Raw genomic sequence first — 16,777 nt, forward strand, 5'->3', positions numbered from 1 at the left:
TGTTTTTTGTGGAGCCGCGTCGGCTTTACCATGATTGCAAAGGGTAGACCGAGGCGCGGGGATATCGCAAAAAGGTGATTACACGCTTCATCATTCCGCCTTATGGTGATGCTTATACAAGATTTCCCTTTCTCGATGAGGATGCCTGATGGCTTTGACCATTCGCCTGTCTTTCAGACGTTCGTTCGCTCTTCTGGCCAGCGTGGCTCTGATTGCCGGTCCCGTTCTGGGCAATGTCGAACAGGCGCATGCGCAGACGGCACAGACGCCCCCGACCTCCGATAATCAGGCGCCAGCCGCAGCAACCAGTCCGGCTCAGGCTCCGACAGGCGGCGCGACCGCGCCGGCAACCAATCCAGCAGCAGCGCCTGCCATTGCCGGCAATCCGGTGATGAATGCCGGCCCGGCTTCCGTTGCCGACCTGGCATCCGGCCTGCTCGATGCTGTGGTCAATATTTCGACGTCGCAGAAGGTCAAGGACCAGGGCGATGGTCCGGCAAACCCCAAGGTGCCTGACAATTCGCCGTTCCAGGATTTCTTCAACGACTTCTTCAAGAACCGCAACAACGATAACAGCAATCGCAAGGTCAGCTCGCTCGGCTCCGGCTTCGTCATCGATCCCACGGGCTATATCGTCACCAACAATCACGTCATCGAAGGCGCTGACGATATCGAGGTGATCTTCCCAAACGGCAACAAGCTGAAGGCGCGGCTGATCGGTACGGATACCAAGACCGACCTTTCCGTGCTCAAGGTGGAGCCGAAGCGACCGCTGGTGTCGGTGAAATTCGGCGATTCCGCCAAGATGCGGATCGGCGATTGGGTCATGGCCATCGGCAATCCCTTCGGCCTCGGCGGCTCGGTGACTGTCGGCATCGTCTCGGCGCGGGGCCGCAACATCAACGCCGGACCCTATGACAATTTCATCCAGACGGATGCGGCGATCAACAAGGGCAATTCCGGTGGGCCACTCTTCAACATGAAGGGCGAGGTGATCGGCATTAATACGGCCATCATTTCCCCGAGCGGCGGTTCCATCGGCATCGGCTTTGCCGTGCCGTCCGAGCTGGCCGAGGGCGTCGTCAAGCAGCTCATGGATTTCGGCGAGACCCGCCGCGGCTGGCTTGGCGTGCGTATTCAGCCGGTCACCGACGATGTTGCCAACAGTCTCGGCCTCGATGGCGCCAAGGGCGCGCTGGTGGCCGGCGTCATCAAGGGCGGGCCTGTCGACAATGGTTCGATCAAGGCCGGCGATGTCATCCTGAAATTCGATGGCAAGGACGTGGACGAGATGCGCGATCTTCCGCGCGTCGTTGCCGAGAGCCCGGTGGGCAAGGCCGTCGACGTGGTCATCATGCGCGACGGCAAGCAGCAGACCGTCAAGGTCACGCTCGGCCGGCTCGAGGACAGCGACCAGGCCGCCGCGGCAAGCAGCGACAAGAGCGGGGGCGACGATAAGAACAAGACGCCGAAGCTCGCGCCGGACGACGATGGCAGCGGCGGCAATGACGGTGTCATCAATCCCGACGGGGGCGATGATGGCGATGACGGCATGGACGGTCAGGATCAGGGCGGCGACCAGCAACCGCAGGCACCGCAGCAGCAGGCTGCCCAGAGCGTGCTCGGCATGAAACTCGCCACCCTGAATGCCGAAAACCGCAAGAGCTTCGGCATCGCCGACAGTGTCGACGGTGTTGTCATCACCGAGGTCGCGCCGGGTTCGGCCGCGGCCGAGAAGGGGCTGAAGCCCGGTGATGTCGTTGTGGAAGTGGCGCAGGAGTTCGTGCAGACGCCGACCGCTGCCTCGGAGAAAGTCGCATCGCTGAAGCGGGAAGGCCGGCGCAATGCGCAGTTGATGATCGCGTCTCCGAGTGGTGACCTGCGTTTCATCGCCGTGGCGCTGGAGTAGTCGTCAGTCCTTGGGCGCTTGCTGCAGCCGCCATTCGGCGGCGGCCAGGCTGTAGAGAACATGGCGCTTCAGGTGCGGATAGGTATCGGGAACGCCGGGGTGATCAAAATCGCCGTCCTCGATACGATGCATGCCGATCCGCTCCATCACGGACGTCGATCTGACGTTGTTATGGACGGCGAAGGAAACGATCCGGTCGAGATTGAGCATCTCGAAGCCATGGGCGAGCAATGTCCGTGCCGCTTCGCTGACAAACCCCTCGCCCCAATGCTGCGGTACCAGCCGCCAGCCGATCTCGACGGTTCCTACCGGGACGAACGGCTCCAGATGATCCGTCCGTATCAGCCCGCAATATCCGATGGCCTCGCCACTGGCTTTGAGCTCCAATACATAGAGGCCAAGACCAGTGTCGGCGATCATGGATCGCACGCGCTCGAAAAATGCATCCGCTTCCACGCGATTGCGCCGGAATGGAAAGAACTCCATCACCCTATCATCGGAATTGATCTCATAGGCGAGATCACGATCTTCGTCCCGCCAGTTGCGGATGATGAGGCGTTCGGTTTCGGCAATGATCATGATGGCATACGATCCTTGATGGGTTCCCGCCGAAATTATGCTCTGACGAAATCACTCTTGCGATAGCCCTGAATGTAGAGCAGGGCGGTTAGGTCGCCATGATCGATACGCATCCTGGCCTCGGCGGCCACCGACGGTTTGGCGTGGAGGGCGACGCCAGAGCCGGCGAGTTGTAGCATGCCGAGATCGTTCGCGCCGTCGCCGACGGCAAGCGCGTCATCCGTGGAAATGCCGAGCTTTTCGGCGATATCGTTGAGCGCGTCGACCTTGGCCTGCTTGCCGAGGATCGGTTCGGCGACATGGCCGGTCAGGATGCCATTGTCTTCCAGCAGGATATTGGCGCGGTCCTCATCGAAACCCAGGGTCGCGGCGATGCGGCTCGTGAAGACGGTAAAGCCGCCGGAGACGAGGGCGGTGTAGTAGCCTTTCGCCTTCATCGTGGCGATCAGTTCGGGTCCGCCTGGGGTGAGGGTGATGCGCTTGGCGATGACCTCGTCGACAACGGAGATCGGCAGGCCCTTCAAGAGAGCGACGCGTTCGCGCAGTGCCGGTTCGAAGGCGATCTCGCCGTTCATGGCGCGGGCGGTAATCGTTGCGACCTTGTCCTTGAGGCCGACTTCGGCTGCCAGCTCGTCGATGCACTCCTGCCCGATCATGGTCGAATCCATGTCGGCGATCAGCAGCTTCTTGCGCCGCGTCTCCGCGTCCTGGATGACCAGATCGATCGGCGCGCTGCCGATGACGGCGCGAATATCGGTTTCGGCGGCATTGAGGTCGGTGCCGTCGCGCAATGCGATATCGCAGGCGATGCCGTCGGCCAGCCAATAAAGTCCTGACGCTTTGACGGCGTCCGACGCGCGCTCGGCGATGGCCGGAGCGAGAACGGGGTTTGACGGATTGGCAATAAGCGTGGCAACGAAGGCCATGATCAGAAATCCTATGAGCGATATCGACGCGATCCTGATAACCGGGCCGACCGCCAGCGGCAAGTCCGCGCTTGCAGTGGAATTGGCGCGCGCGCATGGCGGTGTTGTGGTCAATGCCGACAGCATGCAGGTTTATGACACGCTCAGCGTGCTGACGGCCCGTCCGTCTGAAACCGATATGGAGGGCATTCCGCATCATCTTTACGGCCATGTGCCGGCGGGGCAAGCTTATTCCACCGGCGTCTGGCTGCGTGAGGCGGCGGCATTGGTGGCGCAATTGCACGAAGAAGGGCGGACGCCGGTTTTTGTCGGCGGCACAGGGCTTTATTTCAAGGCGCTGACCGGTGGGCTTTCCGACATGCCCGATATCCCCACGGAGATTCGCAGCCGCCTGCGGGAGCGGCTGATGGTTGAGGGGACCGACGAGCTTTATCGAGAGCTTGTTCTTTGCGATCCAACCGTGGCGGAAAGTCTCAGCCCCCAGGACGGCCAGCGTATCGTGCGGGCTCTGGAAGTGATCGAGGCGACGGGGCAATCCATCGCGGCTTTTCAGGGCAAGACAGGGCCTGTCATTATCGACGCCGGCCGCGCGCGGAAAATCGTGGTGCTGCCGGATCGCGCCGTCCTGCATCAGCGTATCAACGGCCGTTTCGAGAAGATGCTCGCCATGGGGGCCGAAGCTGAGGTGAAAGCGCTGCTGGCGTTGGGCCTGTCACCGGAAATGCCCGTCATGAAGGCGATCGGCGTATCGCAGATCGCCGCGATGCTGAGGGGTGAGATGACGCGCGCGGAGGTTTTGGATACCGGCGCGGCCGCGACACGGCAATATGCGAAGCGGCAAATGACCTGGTTTCGCAACCAGATGGATGAGAGCTGGGAGCGCGTCAGTCCGTAATCGGCGTCAGTCCTTGTTGTAAAGGCTGCTCAGCGGCTTCTTCAGGATGCTGTCGCGCAGTGACAGGCCGGGTTCGCGCCGCGGCGGTGCGGCGGCGTCTCTTGCCGGTGACGGCTGGTTGCCCGTGTTGTCCTCGCCGCGATAGTCGCGGCGCAGTTCGGCAAGCCGGCTGTCGATCGATGTTCGGGGTGTGGTGTCGACGGCGGGTACCGGAGCGCGCGGCAGCATGTCGGGCCGATAGGGCTCTATCGGTGGCGCGGCAATTCTTGTCGGCTGCGGCGTGGGTGCGGGCTGCTCGACATGATCATTGCCGAAATCGTCTTCCATATCGTCATCGTCCGCGGCGTCGTGCACGGTCGCATAACTCTGCTGGAAGGTGGAGATATCGGGGCCTGTGATCGAACGCATGCGGCTGACGATGGTGCGCAGATCGACGGTATCGGGCGTTTCCTCGCTGGTTCTCGCGACGCTGCCATTGGCCTTCGGCAGCAGGTGCTCCTCAACGCGGGAAAAGCGCATACGCATCGGCACCGCAATCGCCTCGCCGAAGGCAATGGCCTCGCCGTTGCCGATGGAGGAGAGGAAGCTGGTGGTTGAGATCGAGGAGTTCGGAATGGCGGAGCGGATGATGTCCTGGTCGCGGTCATTGGCGAGACGCATGGCAAACACTGTCGAGCATTGCGACAGGATCGTCTGGTCGAGTTCGCCCGGGCGCTGGGTGATGATGCCGAGCGATACGCCGTATTTGCGGCCTTCCTTGGCAATGCGGGCGATCGCCTGGCGGGTCGGGAAGAAGCCGAGCGTCGGATCGGCGGGGATATAGCGATGTGCCTCCTCGCAGACGACAAGCATGTGGATCGCGCCATCGCTCCAGAGCGTGAGTTCGAAAGCCATGCGGCAGAGGACGGAGGCGACGGAATTGACGACTTCGGAAGGAATGCCGGCGAGCTGGAAGGTGCAGATCGGCTTGTCGTCGCCCGGAATGCGGAAGATCTGCGCGATCGTCTCCATGATCGTGTCGCTGATCGTGTTGTTGGAGAACATGAAGTGGTAGCGCGGATCGTTGATCGCCGAGATGACGCGCATTTTCAGGGAGCGTAGATGCGGCTTTTCCTGGCGGCCCTCGAGCCGGCCAATGCGCTCATCGATCAGGGCCAGCAGGTCGGCCATGCGATAGGGCACCGGTGTATCGGCGGTCACCGAGCTTTTCTCGGACTGGCGGCGCATCAGCGGTGAATCGCTGCCGCGAAAGGCGCGCTTCGCCTCCGGAATAATGTCGCGCAACATGTCCAACTCGTCGGCGATCGGCGGACGACCGCGGAAAATGACCTCGGCGAATTCCTCCAGCCGCATCAGCCAGAAGGGCAGGTCGAGCGTATCGGTATCGATGACGACGGAGTGCTTGGGGAAGGCCGCGGCAAACTCGTTGTGTGGGTCGAGGATCAGCACGCGCAGTTTGGGATCAGAGGCGATCGCCTTGTGCAAGAGCAGCGAGACAGCGGTCGATTTACCGACGCCGGTGGAGCCGACAACGGCGAAATGCTTGGCCAGCATCGAGGGAATATGGATGGCGGCGTCGATGCTCTCGTCCTGCGTCAACTTGCCGATGACGCAACTGCTGTCCTTGCCGGCGTCATAGATACGTATGAGGTCGGCGGCGCGAATGCGATGTGCGATGGCGCCGAGATAGGGATAGGCCGAAATGCCGCTTGAAAACTCCTCGCGGCCGTTTGGTCCGACGCGGACTTCGCCCAGTAGCTCGACCTCGATACGGAAAACATTGTCCTCACCTTCGCCCCAGCCGCTACTGCCGGTATTCATGGCGTAGACGAGAGCCGCAACGCGATTGGTGCCGACGCTGATCGAGATCAGCTTGCCGACGGACCAAAGCTCGGTCAAATCGGTGCCGCCATCCTCGGCGACCGCGGCAATGGTTGCCCTGGAACCTGTGCACGCGACAACGCGGCCGAGGAAACGATTTCCCGGCTTCAGTCCGTCACGGCGATCAAGGTCTCCAGCTTTGCTGGACGTCTGCAAGTCGTTATTGAGCAAACGGCTACTCCCAGCGTTAGGAGATGGAGCATAGGGAGGGCGGCTTAATAAAACCCTTTCGGCTGTCTCCACTTTTTAAAGTGATCGCGATAGGGCGCGATTTTTTATTGCGGAATACGTTGACGCTTGGAAATTTTCTGTCTATCACTTCGACCCATGAAAAACTCGACGGTTCTTATTGTGGTGGGACAGCGCATGGGCAGGATGGTGTAACCATCCGGCGATAGCCACCCATGCGCTAGATGACAGGCTCCCCAAGGAGCCTTTTTTTATGCCCGAAATCGAGATTTCATTTTTCCAAACCTCCAGCAGATAGCGGAACAAACGTATGACCGGCACAGATAATCAGGCGAGCAGCAATCAGATGACAGGCGCGGAGATCGTGTTGCGGGCGCTTAAGGACAATGGCGTCGAGCACATTTTCGGTTATCCGGGTGGCGCTGTTCTTCCGATCTATGACGAGATCTTCCAGCAGGACGATATCCAGCACATTCTCGTTCGCCATGAGCAGGGCGCGGGCCATGCGGCTGAAGGCTATGCCCGTTCGACCGGCAAGGTCGGCGTCATGCTGGTCACCTCCGGTCCCGGTGCGACCAATGCGGTCACGCCGCTGCAGGACGCGCTGATGGATTCCATCCCGCTGGTCTGCCTGACAGGTCAGGTTCCGACGTCGCTGATTGGCTCGGACGCGTTCCAGGAATGCGACACGGTCGGGATTACGCGGCCCTGCACCAAGCACAACTGGCTGGTCAAGGACGTTAACAAACTCGCCGCTGTCATTCACGAAGCATTCCGCATCGCCCAGTCCGGCCGTCCGGGTCCTGTTGTCGTCGATATTCCGAAGGACGTCCAGTTTGCCACCGGCACCTATACGCCGCCGGAAGCGCATGATGTCCAGAAGAGCTATCAGCCCAAGCTTCAGGGCGACCTCAGCAAGATCAAGCAGGCCATCGAGCTGATGGCGAATGCGCGCCAGCCCGTCATCTACTCCGGCGGCGGCGTCGTCAATTCCGGCCCGGAAGCCTCCAAGCTGCTGCGCGAGCTGGTCGAGCTGACCGGTTTCCCGATCACCTCGACGCTGATGGGTCTCGGTGCCTATCCGGCATCGGGCAAGAGCTGGCTCGGCATGCTCGGCATGCACGGTTCCTACGAGGCCAACATGGCGATGCATGATTGCGACGTCATGGTCTGCATCGGCGCGCGCTTCGACGACCGTATTACCGGCCGCCTGAATGCCTTCTCGCCGAATTCGAAGAAGATCCACATCGATATCGATCCGTCGTCGATCAACAAGAATGTTCACGTCGATATCGGCATTCTCGGCGATGTCGGCAATGTTCTGGAAGACATGGTTCGCCTGTGGCGGGCCTTGCCGCAGAAGCCGGCTGCCGATCGTCTCGGCGGCTGGTGGGAGAACATCACCCGCTGGCGCGCGCGCAATTCCTTCGCCTACAAGCAGAGCGGCGATGTCATCATGCCGCAATATGCCATCCAGCGCCTCTATGAGCTGACCAAGCATCGCGATACCTACATCACGACCGAAGTCGGCCAGCATCAGATGTGGGCGGCGCAGTTCTTCGGCTTCGAGGAGCCGAACCGCTGGATGACCTCCGGTGGCCTTGGCACGATGGGCTACGGCCTGCCGGCGGCTCTCGGCGTGCAGATCGCCCATCCGGAAAGCCTGGTCATCGATATCGCCGGCGATGCCTCGATCCAGATGTGCATTCAGGAAATGTCGGCGGCGATCCAGCACAATGCGCCGATCAAGATCTTCATCCTGAACAACCAGTACATGGGCATGGTGCGCCAGTGGCAGCAGCTGCTGCACGGCAACCGCCTGTCGAACTCCTATACGGAAGCCATGCCGGATTTCGTCAAGCTGGCGGAAGCCTATGGCGCCGTCGGCCTGCGCTGCGAGAAGCCCGGTGATCTGGATGCCGCCATCCAGGAGATGATCGACGTCAACAAGCCGGTCATCTTCGATTGCCGCGTCGCCAACCTCGCCAATTGCTTCCCGATGATCCCCTCGGGCAAGGCGCATAACGAGATGCTGCTGCCGGACGAAGCCACCGACGAAGCCGTTGCCAACGCCATCGACGCCAAGGGCCGGCAGCTCGTTTGATCGGATCGCCGGGGTCCGGGAATTTCCCGGGTCCCGGACCTTTCGATTAGCCGATATATTGCAGAGGCCCTGCTGACTTCCTGAAGATAAAAACTGAGGAAACGGAACAAGGACAATGAACGCACACCTTCAACCCACGGGCTCCGCCTATTTCATTTCGCCGGAAACGGCGGCGGCCGAGAGCCATACGCTATCGGTCCTTGTCGACAACGAGCCCGGCGTGCTTGCCCGCGTCATCGGCCTTTTCTCCGGTCGCGGCTACAACATCGAGAGCCTGACCGTTTCGGAAACCGAGCATCAGGCACATCTGTCGCGCATCACCGTCGTCACGCGCGGCACGCCGCAGGTGCTGGAACAGATCAAGGCACAACTCGAGCGCATCGTGCCGGTTCATCGCGTCGTTGACCTGACGGTGCGCGCCCGCGAACTCGGCCAGGAACGGCCGATCGAGCGCGAAGTGGCGCTGCTGAAGGTTGCGGGGAACGGCGAGACCCGCTCCGAGACGCTGCGTCTGGCCGACGCCTTCCATGCCAAGGTGGTCGATGCCACCGTCGAGCATTTCATTTTCGAAATCACCGGCAAATCCTCGAAGATCGACCAGTTCGTGGCCATCATCAAGCCGCTCGGCCTGATCGAAGTCTGCCGTACCGGCATCGCGGCGATGAACCGCGGTTCGCAGGGGATGTAAGAGAGCCCAATCATTGACCGATCTCCGGGCGTCGCATAGGTTTCGCGGCGTTCGGGGCGTGATGGGTCCCATCTCAAATGGGGTAGCATAGGTGGGGTTTTCGACCGGGGATCATTTGCCGGAAGCCAGTGAAAAGAGCTGGTATCCGCCTGATGGTATGCGCCTCGGCGCCACCTTCTACGTCCGCAATGCCTTTCCTTGGCTTGGCCACTATTTCGGCGCGCAGAAGATCGCGACCACCCTGTCACCCGGCATCGGCGGCGTGCTGTCCTGGGGTGGCCGCATACCGGCGAAGACGGCGGCGGCGATTTCACGATGGCGCGGACTGCCGCTTTGGAATCTCGAGGACGGCTTTCTGCGCTCGGTCGGACTGGGGAAGACGGGCGCCATGCCGCTCTCCATCGTGGTTGACGATCTCGGACTGCCGGTGGATGCAAGCCGGCCGTCGCGCCTTGAGCGGCTGATTGCCGGTGCGGACGAGGCGGGTGACCTCGGCAAGGCTATCCGCGAGCAGGTCGTTCTTCACAGGCTCTCGAAATACAATCACCTGCCGCATAATATCCCTTCAATCGAACGCACGACGAAGCGCCGCATCCTGCTGGTCGACCAGGTCGTCGGCGATATCTCCGTTGGTAAGGCGCTCGGTTCAAACGCCTCGTTCGAGCGAATGCTCGCCGATGCGCTGGGAAGCGATGCGCAGTGCTTGATCCGGACGCATCCGGACGTCATGGCCGGTCATGCCAAGGGGTATCTGACCACGGAGATTGCTGCCAAGGGTGGAGCGATCTTTGTCAACGATGCCGTATCGGTGGCGTCGATCCTTGGTGTGGTGGACGAGGTCTGGACGGTCTCCAGCCAGTTTGGCTTCGATGCGCTGCTGCGGGGCATTCCAGTTCGCTGCTATGCCGCGCCCTTCTATGCCGGCTGGGGGGTGACCGAAGATCATTTTGGCGTGCTTGCGAAGGTGACGCTTGCCGGGAACAGAACGAAGCTGCGTACGGTCGACCAGATCGCGGCGGCTGCGTTTTCGCTCTATCCGACCTATCGCGATCCCTCGAACTGGCAATTGATCGATATCTTTCAGGCGATCGAGCTGATCGTTGCGCAGCAGCGCGCCGAGGCGCGTGCCTAGAGCATTTCCAGCGGTTTCTTCCGCGATGGTGGCGGGAAGGCCGCGTCGAGGGTGGCCCAGTCCTCATCACTGATATCGAGCGAAACGGCATCGCGGTTCTCGGCGACTCGCTGCGTATTGGAGCTCTTGGGGATGGCGATTACGCCGTCGCGCTCCAGCAGGAAGGCGAGCGCCACCTGGGCCGGGGTCGCCTGATAGGTCTTGGCGATGTGGATCAAATCAGGATGATGCAGCAATCGGCCCTGTTCGATCGGCGAATAGGCCATGATCGGAATGTTGCGCTCCTGGCACCAGGGCAGCACATCATATTCGACGCCGCGCCGGACGAGATTATAGAGCACCTGGTTGGCTGCGACGTTGCCACCATCCGGAACAGCAAATAGCTCCTCCATATCGTCGACATCGAAATTGGACACACCCCAGGCGCCGATCTTGCCGGTAGCCTTCAGGCTTTCAAAAGCGGCGACCGTTTCCGCCAGCAGATATTCGCCGCGCCAATGCAGCAAATAAAGGTCGATACGATCGGTGTTCATCCGCTTCAAGCTGCGCTCGCAAGCCTCGATCGTGCCCTTGCGGCTGGCATTATGGGGATAGACCTTGCTGACCAGGAACACCTCGTCACGCCGTCCCTCGATGGCCCGGCCGACGATTTCCTCCGAACCGCCGTTGGCATACATCTCGGCGGTATCGAGCAGCGTCATGCCGAGATCGAGACCGGTCTTCAGGCTGGCGATCTCGTCCTTGGCGCGGGCGGTATTCTCTCCCATATTCCATGTGCCCTGGCCGAGCGCCGGAACCGTGATGCCGGAGGGAAGGGGGACGGTGGGAATGGGATCGTGCATGGCCTGTCCTCGTTGCGAACCGGAGCAAGGATAAGTCCATTCATCGGGATTTCAATCAGGAGCATTCATGTCACTGTGACAATCGCCCTATGGCATTCGAATCCGGGGCGAATTAGGGATGTGCCAGAGATACGCGGCTATGATCCGGGCGCATCGCAATGAATGAAATGGACACCGCTTGTCATAACGGAGCGGCGTCCGAGGAGGCTTTATGGCGCTGGACACGTTTCTGGCTCTTCTTGTGTTCGCTTTCACGACCTCGATCACGCCGGGGCCGAACAATATGATGCTGTTTGCATCGGGTGTGAATTTCGGTTTCCGCCGCACGATCCCGCATATGCTCGGGATCGGTGTCGGCTTCTTCGTGCTGCTGCTCGGTGTCGGGCTGGGGTTGGGCGCGCTGCTGCATACCGTGCCGCTCCTCTACACCGTGCTGAAATTCGCCGGCGGCGCCTATCTCGTCTGGATCGCCTGGAAGATCGCGACGTCGCGCAGTATTGCCGAGAAGGAAAGCGGTGCGCAGCCGATGAGCTTCCTGAGCGCGGCGGCCTTTCAATGGGTCAATCCCAAGGCCTGGGTGATGGCGGTGACCGCCATGGCAACCTATACCAACCCTGAGCTCTATCTCATCAGCGTGGTAATCGTCGGTCTCGCATTTGCGGCCGTCAATGTGCCCAGCGTCTCGACCTGGGCCGGTTTCGGCTCGGCTCTGCGCGACTGGCTTTCCGATCCAGTTCGGCTGAAATGGTTCAATATTACCATGGCGGTTCTGCTGGTGCTCAGCCTCTGGCCGATGCTAAAATAGTGTAATCGCCGGCTTATTGAGCATCAGCCAGATTATGCCGAGCACGGCGAAAAAGGCGGGAAAGCCGCAGGCAAACCATATGCGATAGAGCCTATGATAGGCTGCGGGCAGCGGCAATCCCGCCGCTGCTGCCGTGCGGGCGAGATTGCGCAGCCGGATCTGTATCCAGACAACCGGCAGCCAGAAGACACCGGTGAGAACGTAGAGCAGCAAGGACAGGGCGATCCATCCCTCCTGCAGCGACCAGCCGATCGATTGTGCCAGAAGATAGCCTGTTACCGGCTGGAGAATGGCGGCGGTCGCGGTAAAGATCGTATCGGCGATGACGACCGTTCCGGCGACATGCGCAATGAGCTTGGGATCGCCGGTGCGATGCGCCATGACCATGAAAAAGGCGATGCCCGCGCCGGTTCCGAACAGCGCGGTGGCGCCGATGACATGCACCAGGCGAAGAAGCTCTTCCGCCAGCATCAGCGTTCCTCCAAGACCGCAAGCGTCGCAACCGTCAGCAGGATCGACGGCAGGACTTTGACGAGCGGCCCGAGCGGATCGAGCCAAAGGGACGGTTCGAGCAAGGTGCCGCCGGCGAGATAGGCGAGGGTGACGCCAAGCATTCCGTGGAGCGCCGCGCGTGTGAAAGGCCGCACGAGCGCGAGCGCGCCGAGGGCAATATCGAGAAAACAGGTGGCGATCGTCAATGTCGTCGCCATGCCCGACGACATGAAGGGCAGGAAATGCCGGCTTGCGGCGATCGGGGCCAGCAATGGCACAATTCCGGACAGCATCCAGAACAGCGCCAGACCGGCGATCATCAGCGGCTTCAACAGATAGAGGCGGGCGGACCACAAATCCTGAATGCCGGAAGGATTGGCGTCGAGGATTTCGGTCGCCTTTGCCAGGCGCTGGCTGGGTCGGTGTTGTGCGTCCCGGCGGCTCAGAACCCCTTCGGACATCACCGCCATGGCAGTCGAGCGGAGCGGAGAACGCCATCCGAATCGCCCGGCGATGTCGGCTGCCCACGTGACCGGCCTTGCCAGACCGGCAGGTATCGGCACAACCCGTGCCGGCGGAAGGCCGAGCCAGTTTCGATGAAGGGTGACCAGATCGCGAAGCGTCAGCACATCGTCGCCGGCGAGATCGATATCCGCGCCGGATGGAAATTGCCCGCTGATCGCCTTTGAAACGGTCGCGGCGACATCATCGACCGAGACCGTTTCGATCGGGCTTTGCGCATGGATGAGGGGTAGGACAAAGGGCATGGCAGCAAGAGCGCGCAGCAGCGCCGTACCGCCATGCGCGTTGCGGCCGAGAACGAGTGCTGGCCGCAGGATGACATGGTTGAGCCCGCTGGCCGCCAGCGCATCGTCGGCATTGCGTTTTGTCGTCAGGAACGGCTGTTCCTTGGCGCTGCCGTCGGTACGCGCCGAAATCTGCACGACAAGCTCGGTCGCCGATTGCTTGGCGGCAGCGTAAAGGGCGAGCATCGCCCTTTCCTGCGTCGCGGAGAGATTATCCGAAAGCCCATCCTGAAGCGCGCCGGCGCAATTGACGACGGCCTGATGGCTGCCCAGCAGCGCCCGCCAGTCCGCAGGATCGGTCATCGTCGCGAGATCGGCTTTGATCCAGGTGGTCGAGGGATGCTGGATACGTGCGCGGTCGGGATTGCGGGCAAGGCCCGTAACCATATGCCCGTCTGCGCGCAATCGTGCCGCGACCACGGAGCCTATGAAACCAGTTGCGCCGAGAATCAGAATGTTCATGGTGAGTAGACTAGCCAAAAGCGCTAACAAAGGCAGTGGGTTGCGGCATCTAAGCGCGGTTGAAACAATGAAGAAGGTGCTTGGCGACCGTGTGGCCAAGGCTTAGACTTGAGTCTCATTCGACAGGGAGATCCATGATGCACGATCATGACGACCATCATCACCATGATCACGACAATCACTATTCCGATATGCAGGCGCGCGTGAAGGCGTTGGAAACCTTGCTGACGGAAAAGGGGCTGATCGATCCCCTGGCGATCGATGCTATCGTGGAGACTTACGAGACGAAGGTCGGGCCGCGCAACGGTGCGCTGGTGGTGGCAAAGGCCTGGAGCGATCCGGAGTTTGCTGATTGGTTGAAGCGCGATGCGACAGCGGCGATTGCCAGCCTTGGTTTTACCGGCCGACAGGGCGAGCATATGCGTGCGGTCTTCAATACGCCGGAGACGCATAACCTCGTCGTCTGCACGCTTTGCTCCTGCTATCCTTGGGCGGTGCTCGGCCTGCCGCCGGTCTGGTACAAGGCGCCGGCCTATCGCTCGCGCGCCGTTATAGATCCGCGCGGCGTGCTGGCGGAATTTGGTCTGACGCTGCCGGAGGGGCAGAAAATTCGCGTGTGGGATTCGACGGCGGAACTGCGCTATCTCGTCATTCCGGAACGTCCGGATGGTACGGAAGGTATGGATGAGACGGCGCTGGCCGATCTCGTCAGCCGCGATGCGATGATCGGCACGGCGATCGCCAAGTCACCTGAGGCGGCGCTATGAACGGGCCGCATGATCTCGGCGGCCAGATGGGTTTCGGGCCGGTCGCACCGGAGCCGAATGAGCCCTATTTCCATGCCGAATGGGAAAAGCGCGCACTCGGCATTACGCTATCCTGCGGCGCTTTCGGCGCCTGGACAATCGATGAAAGCCGGCATGCGCGCGAAAGCATTCCGCCCGCAAAATACCTTGCCGCCAGCTACTACGAGGTTTGGACGCGGGGTATCGAGATGCTGCTGGAGCGGCATGGCTTTGCAACGGGCGAGGAGTTGCGGGCTGGCCATTCGTTGCAGCAAGGCACTGTGCCGAAACGTGTGCTGAAGGCCGATATGGTGGCCGGCGCTCTTGCCAAGGGTGGCCCATGCGATCGGCCGGCCGAGACCGCGGCGCTTTTTGCCGTCGGCGATCGCGTGCGGACGAAGAATTTTAATCCGACGGGACATACACGGCTGCCGCGTTACGCTCGTGCAAAGACAGGTGTTGTGGAGGCCGTGCAGGGCTCGTTCGTCTTTCCCGACGATAACGCCCATGGCAAGGGCGAGAACCCGCAATGGGTCTATACGGTTGTCTTCGACGCGCCAGAAATCTGGGGCGAGGGGGCCGATCCTTCGCTCACCATCTCCATCGATGCCTGGGAGAGCTATCTTGAGCGCGTGTGAGACGGCGTCACCCCTGGCGCAATCGCCGCAACTGCCGAAATCCGCCGATGGCGAACCGGTCTTCCCCGAACCCTGGGCCGCGGAAGCCTTTGCGATGACCGTGCACCTGCACGAGAAGGGGATGTTCAACTGGGGCCAGTGGGCGGAGCGGCTTTCGGCCGAACTGCACAAGCCCGGCCGGGCGGAAGATGGCAGCGACTATTTCGACTGCTGGGTGGCGGCGCTTTCCGGGTTGTTGATCAGTCACGGCGTCGCCGATGCCGGCGTGATCCTCGATCTGCAGAAAAGCTGGCAGCGCGCGGCGGAGGCAACGCCGCATGGTAAGCCGGTCCTGCTGGAAAACGATCCGCAGCACTGAACGGCTTTTACTGCTTGCGTCCTTGGGCCGAATCCTGCCAAGTCGAGCGATGCAATTCGCGCCGCAACAAGATGAAGCGCTCAAGGCCGTTGCCAAATGGCTGAAAGAGGGGCGCTCGCCGCTGTTCCGTCTGTTCGGCTATGCCGGCACCGGCAAGACGACGCTTGCGCGGCATTTTGCCGAGCATGTCGATGGCGATGTGCTTTTCGCGGCCTTCACCGGCAAGGCGGCGCAGGTGCTGCGTTCGCGCGGTGCCAGCAACGCCAAGACCATTCATTCGCTGATCTATCGCCCGCGCGGCGAGGAGGCCGTCGAGGATGAGGAGACCGGCAAGACCTCCATCGCGCCGATGTTCACCATCAATCGGCAGAGCCCAGTCGCCAAGGCGGCGCTGATCATCGTCGATGAATGCTCGATGGTCGACGAGGCGCTCGGCAAGGATCTGATGAGTTTCGGCACGCCGATCCTCGTGCTCGGCGATCCCGGCCAGCTGCCGCCGATCTCGGGCGGCGGCTTTTTCACCAACGAAGAGCCGGACTATCTGCTGACGGACATTCATCGTCAGGCCCGCGACAATCCGATCATCCAGCTCGCCATGCATGTGCGCGAGGGCAAGGAGATCATGCACGGCGACTATGGCGCTGCGCAGGTGATTTCGAAGAATGAGGTCACGCAGCCCTTGGTGATGGACGCGGATCAGGTGCTGGTCGGCACCAACCGCACCCGCAAACGCTATAATCAGCGTCTGCGAGAGCTCAAGGGTTTTGCGACCGAATATCCGCAATCCGGTGACAAGCTGGTCTGCCTGCGCAACGATCCCGCCAAGGGTCTCCTCAACGGCTCACTCTGGCAGGTGATGACCTCTTCCAAGGAAACGACGAAGCCCGGCATTAACCTGCTTATCCGGCCGGAAGATGACGACATGGATCGGGGTGCTGCGAAGATCAAGCTGCTGAAGCAGGCCTTCGAGGATGTAGAAGGCGAGATCCCATGGTCGACGCGCAAGCGCTACGACGAGTTCGATTACGGCTATGCGCTGACCGTGCATAAGGCGCAGGGTTCGCAGTGGAACAATGTCGTGCTGTTCGACGAAAGCTGGGCGTTTCGCGATACGCGCGAGCGCTGGCTCTATACGGCGATCACGCGCGCTGCCGAGACGCTGACGATCGTCCGCTAGGGCTGTAAGCTGAGTAGCGTTGCGTCGAGCGAAAGATCATCAATCTTTTGCATGGATCGATGTTCGAATCTCGTTGGTCTTGCGGCGCGCAATGGCATAAAACGACGCC

Annotated in this window: 16 protein-coding genes; 10 read left to right on the forward strand and 6 right to left on the reverse strand. The window is 61.2% G+C overall.

Annotated elements, in window-relative coordinates:
* Nucleotides 1–148: 148 nt before the first annotated feature.
* The gene (locus tag RRH01S_RS01835) at nucleotides 149–1,909 is read left to right on the forward strand and encodes a Do family serine endopeptidase (RefSeq protein ID WP_042469765.1); all 1,761 of its coding nucleotides are present in this window, start codon (nucleotides 149–151) and stop codon (nucleotides 1,907–1,909) included.
* Nucleotides 1,910–1,912: 3 nt separating this feature from the next.
* Here RRH01S_RS01835 and RRH01S_RS01840 read toward each other — a convergent pair whose 3' ends face one another.
* Together RRH01S_RS01840 and serB are read right to left on the reverse strand one after the other, a co-directional pair.
* The gene (locus tag RRH01S_RS01840) at nucleotides 1,913–2,488 is read right to left on the reverse strand and encodes a GNAT family N-acetyltransferase (RefSeq protein WP_042469767.1); all 576 of its coding nucleotides are present in this window, start codon (nucleotides 2,486–2,488) and stop codon (nucleotides 1,913–1,915) included.
* Between the two features lie 35 nt (nucleotides 2,489–2,523).
* Entirely contained in the window at nucleotides 2,524–3,414 is an 891-nt protein-coding gene (serB, locus tag RRH01S_RS01845; protein ID WP_042469768.1) for a phosphoserine phosphatase SerB, read from the reverse strand.
* Here serB and miaA point away from each other — a divergent pair.
* The gene (gene miaA / locus RRH01S_RS01850) at nucleotides 3,413–4,309 is read left to right on the forward strand and encodes a tRNA (adenosine(37)-N6)-dimethylallyltransferase MiaA (RefSeq protein ID WP_042469770.1); all 897 of its coding nucleotides are present in this window, start codon (nucleotides 3,413–3,415) and stop codon (nucleotides 4,307–4,309) included. The two genes, serB and miaA, sit on opposite strands and share 2 nt — an antisense overlap.
* Nucleotides 4,310–4,315: 6 nt before the next feature.
* On the opposite strand, the gene RRH01S_RS01855 is transcribed toward miaA, so the two are convergent.
* Entirely contained in the window at nucleotides 4,316–6,361 is a 2,046-nt protein-coding gene (locus tag RRH01S_RS01855) for an ATP-binding protein (RefSeq protein ID WP_042469771.1), read from the reverse strand.
* 328 nt (nucleotides 6,362–6,689) lie between these two features.
* Between RRH01S_RS01855 and RRH01S_RS01860 the strand changes: the two genes are divergently transcribed.
* From RRH01S_RS01860 to RRH01S_RS01870, 3 genes are all read left to right on the forward strand, one after another.
* Nucleotides 6,690–8,483, forward strand: a complete 1,794-nt coding sequence (locus tag RRH01S_RS01860; protein WP_007696972.1) for an acetolactate synthase 3 large subunit — start codon at nucleotides 6,690–6,692, stop codon at nucleotides 8,481–8,483.
* A gap of 115 nt (nucleotides 8,484–8,598) precedes the next feature.
* Nucleotides 8,599–9,171, forward strand: a complete 573-nt coding sequence (gene ilvN / locus RRH01S_RS01865; protein WP_007696970.1) for an acetolactate synthase small subunit — start codon at nucleotides 8,599–8,601, stop codon at nucleotides 9,169–9,171.
* Nucleotides 9,172–9,328: 157 nt separating this feature from the next.
* Nucleotides 9,329–10,303: a capsular polysaccharide export protein, LipB/KpsS family gene (locus RRH01S_RS01870; RefSeq protein WP_049783203.1), complete on the forward strand. Its 975-nt coding sequence runs from the start codon at nucleotides 9,329–9,331 to the stop codon at nucleotides 10,301–10,303.
* Here the strand turns inward: RRH01S_RS01870 and RRH01S_RS01875 are convergent.
* On the reverse strand, nucleotides 10,300–11,145 hold the full coding sequence (locus tag RRH01S_RS01875) for an aldo/keto reductase (RefSeq protein ID WP_042469776.1): 846 nt from the start codon (nucleotides 11,143–11,145) through the stop codon (nucleotides 10,300–10,302). The two genes, RRH01S_RS01870 and RRH01S_RS01875, sit on opposite strands and share 4 nt — an antisense overlap.
* A 211-nt stretch (nucleotides 11,146–11,356) precedes the next feature.
* On the opposite strand from RRH01S_RS01875, the gene RRH01S_RS01880 reads away from it, so the two are divergent.
* Nucleotides 11,357–11,950: a LysE family translocator gene (locus tag RRH01S_RS01880; protein ID WP_012651758.1), complete on the forward strand. Its 594-nt coding sequence runs from the start codon at nucleotides 11,357–11,359 to the stop codon at nucleotides 11,948–11,950.
* Here RRH01S_RS01880 and RRH01S_RS01885 read toward each other — a convergent pair.
* Both RRH01S_RS01885 and RRH01S_RS01890 read right to left on the reverse strand, forming a co-directional pair.
* Entirely contained in the window at nucleotides 11,942–12,418 is a 477-nt protein-coding gene (locus RRH01S_RS01885) for a DUF2269 family protein (protein WP_034519326.1), read from the reverse strand. The two genes, RRH01S_RS01880 and RRH01S_RS01885, sit on opposite strands and share 9 nt — an antisense overlap.
* A 2-nt stretch (nucleotides 12,419–12,420) precedes the next feature.
* The gene (locus tag RRH01S_RS01890) at nucleotides 12,421–13,710 is read right to left on the reverse strand and encodes an SDR family oxidoreductase (RefSeq protein WP_012651756.1); all 1,290 of its coding nucleotides are present in this window, start codon (nucleotides 13,708–13,710) and stop codon (nucleotides 12,421–12,423) included.
* Nucleotides 13,711–13,847: 137 nt separating this feature from the next.
* On the opposite strand from RRH01S_RS01890, the gene nthA reads away from it, so the two are divergent.
* From nthA to RRH01S_RS01910, 4 genes are read left to right on the forward strand one after another with little or no spacing between them, the layout of a single operon-like run.
* Nucleotides 13,848–14,477 carry a nitrile hydratase subunit alpha gene (gene nthA, locus RRH01S_RS01895; RefSeq protein WP_007696956.1) on the forward strand — a complete coding sequence of 210 codons (630 nt, stop codon included), beginning with the start codon at nucleotides 13,848–13,850 and terminating at the stop codon, nucleotides 14,475–14,477.
* The gene (gene nthB, locus RRH01S_RS01900) at nucleotides 14,474–15,133 is read left to right on the forward strand and encodes a nitrile hydratase subunit beta (protein WP_012651754.1); all 660 of its coding nucleotides are present in this window, start codon (nucleotides 14,474–14,476) and stop codon (nucleotides 15,131–15,133) included. The genes nthA and nthB overlap by 4 nt, the downstream gene beginning before the upstream one ends.
* Nucleotides 15,120–15,491 carry a nitrile hydratase accessory protein gene (locus tag RRH01S_RS01905; protein WP_034517991.1) on the forward strand — a complete coding sequence of 124 codons (372 nt, stop codon included), beginning with the start codon at nucleotides 15,120–15,122 and terminating at the stop codon, nucleotides 15,489–15,491. The genes nthB and RRH01S_RS01905 overlap by 14 nt, the downstream gene beginning before the upstream one ends.
* Before the next feature lie 49 nt (nucleotides 15,492–15,540).
* Nucleotides 15,541–16,668 carry an ATP-dependent DNA helicase gene (locus RRH01S_RS01910; protein WP_007696949.1) on the forward strand — a complete coding sequence of 376 codons (1,128 nt, stop codon included), beginning with the start codon at nucleotides 15,541–15,543 and terminating at the stop codon, nucleotides 16,666–16,668.
* The last annotated feature ends 109 nt before the right edge of the window (nucleotides 16,669–16,777 follow it).

This window comes from Rhizobium rhizogenes NBRC 13257, from assembly GCF_000696095.1.
Lineage (GTDB): Bacteria > Pseudomonadota > Alphaproteobacteria > Rhizobiales > Rhizobiaceae > Rhizobium > Rhizobium rhizogenes.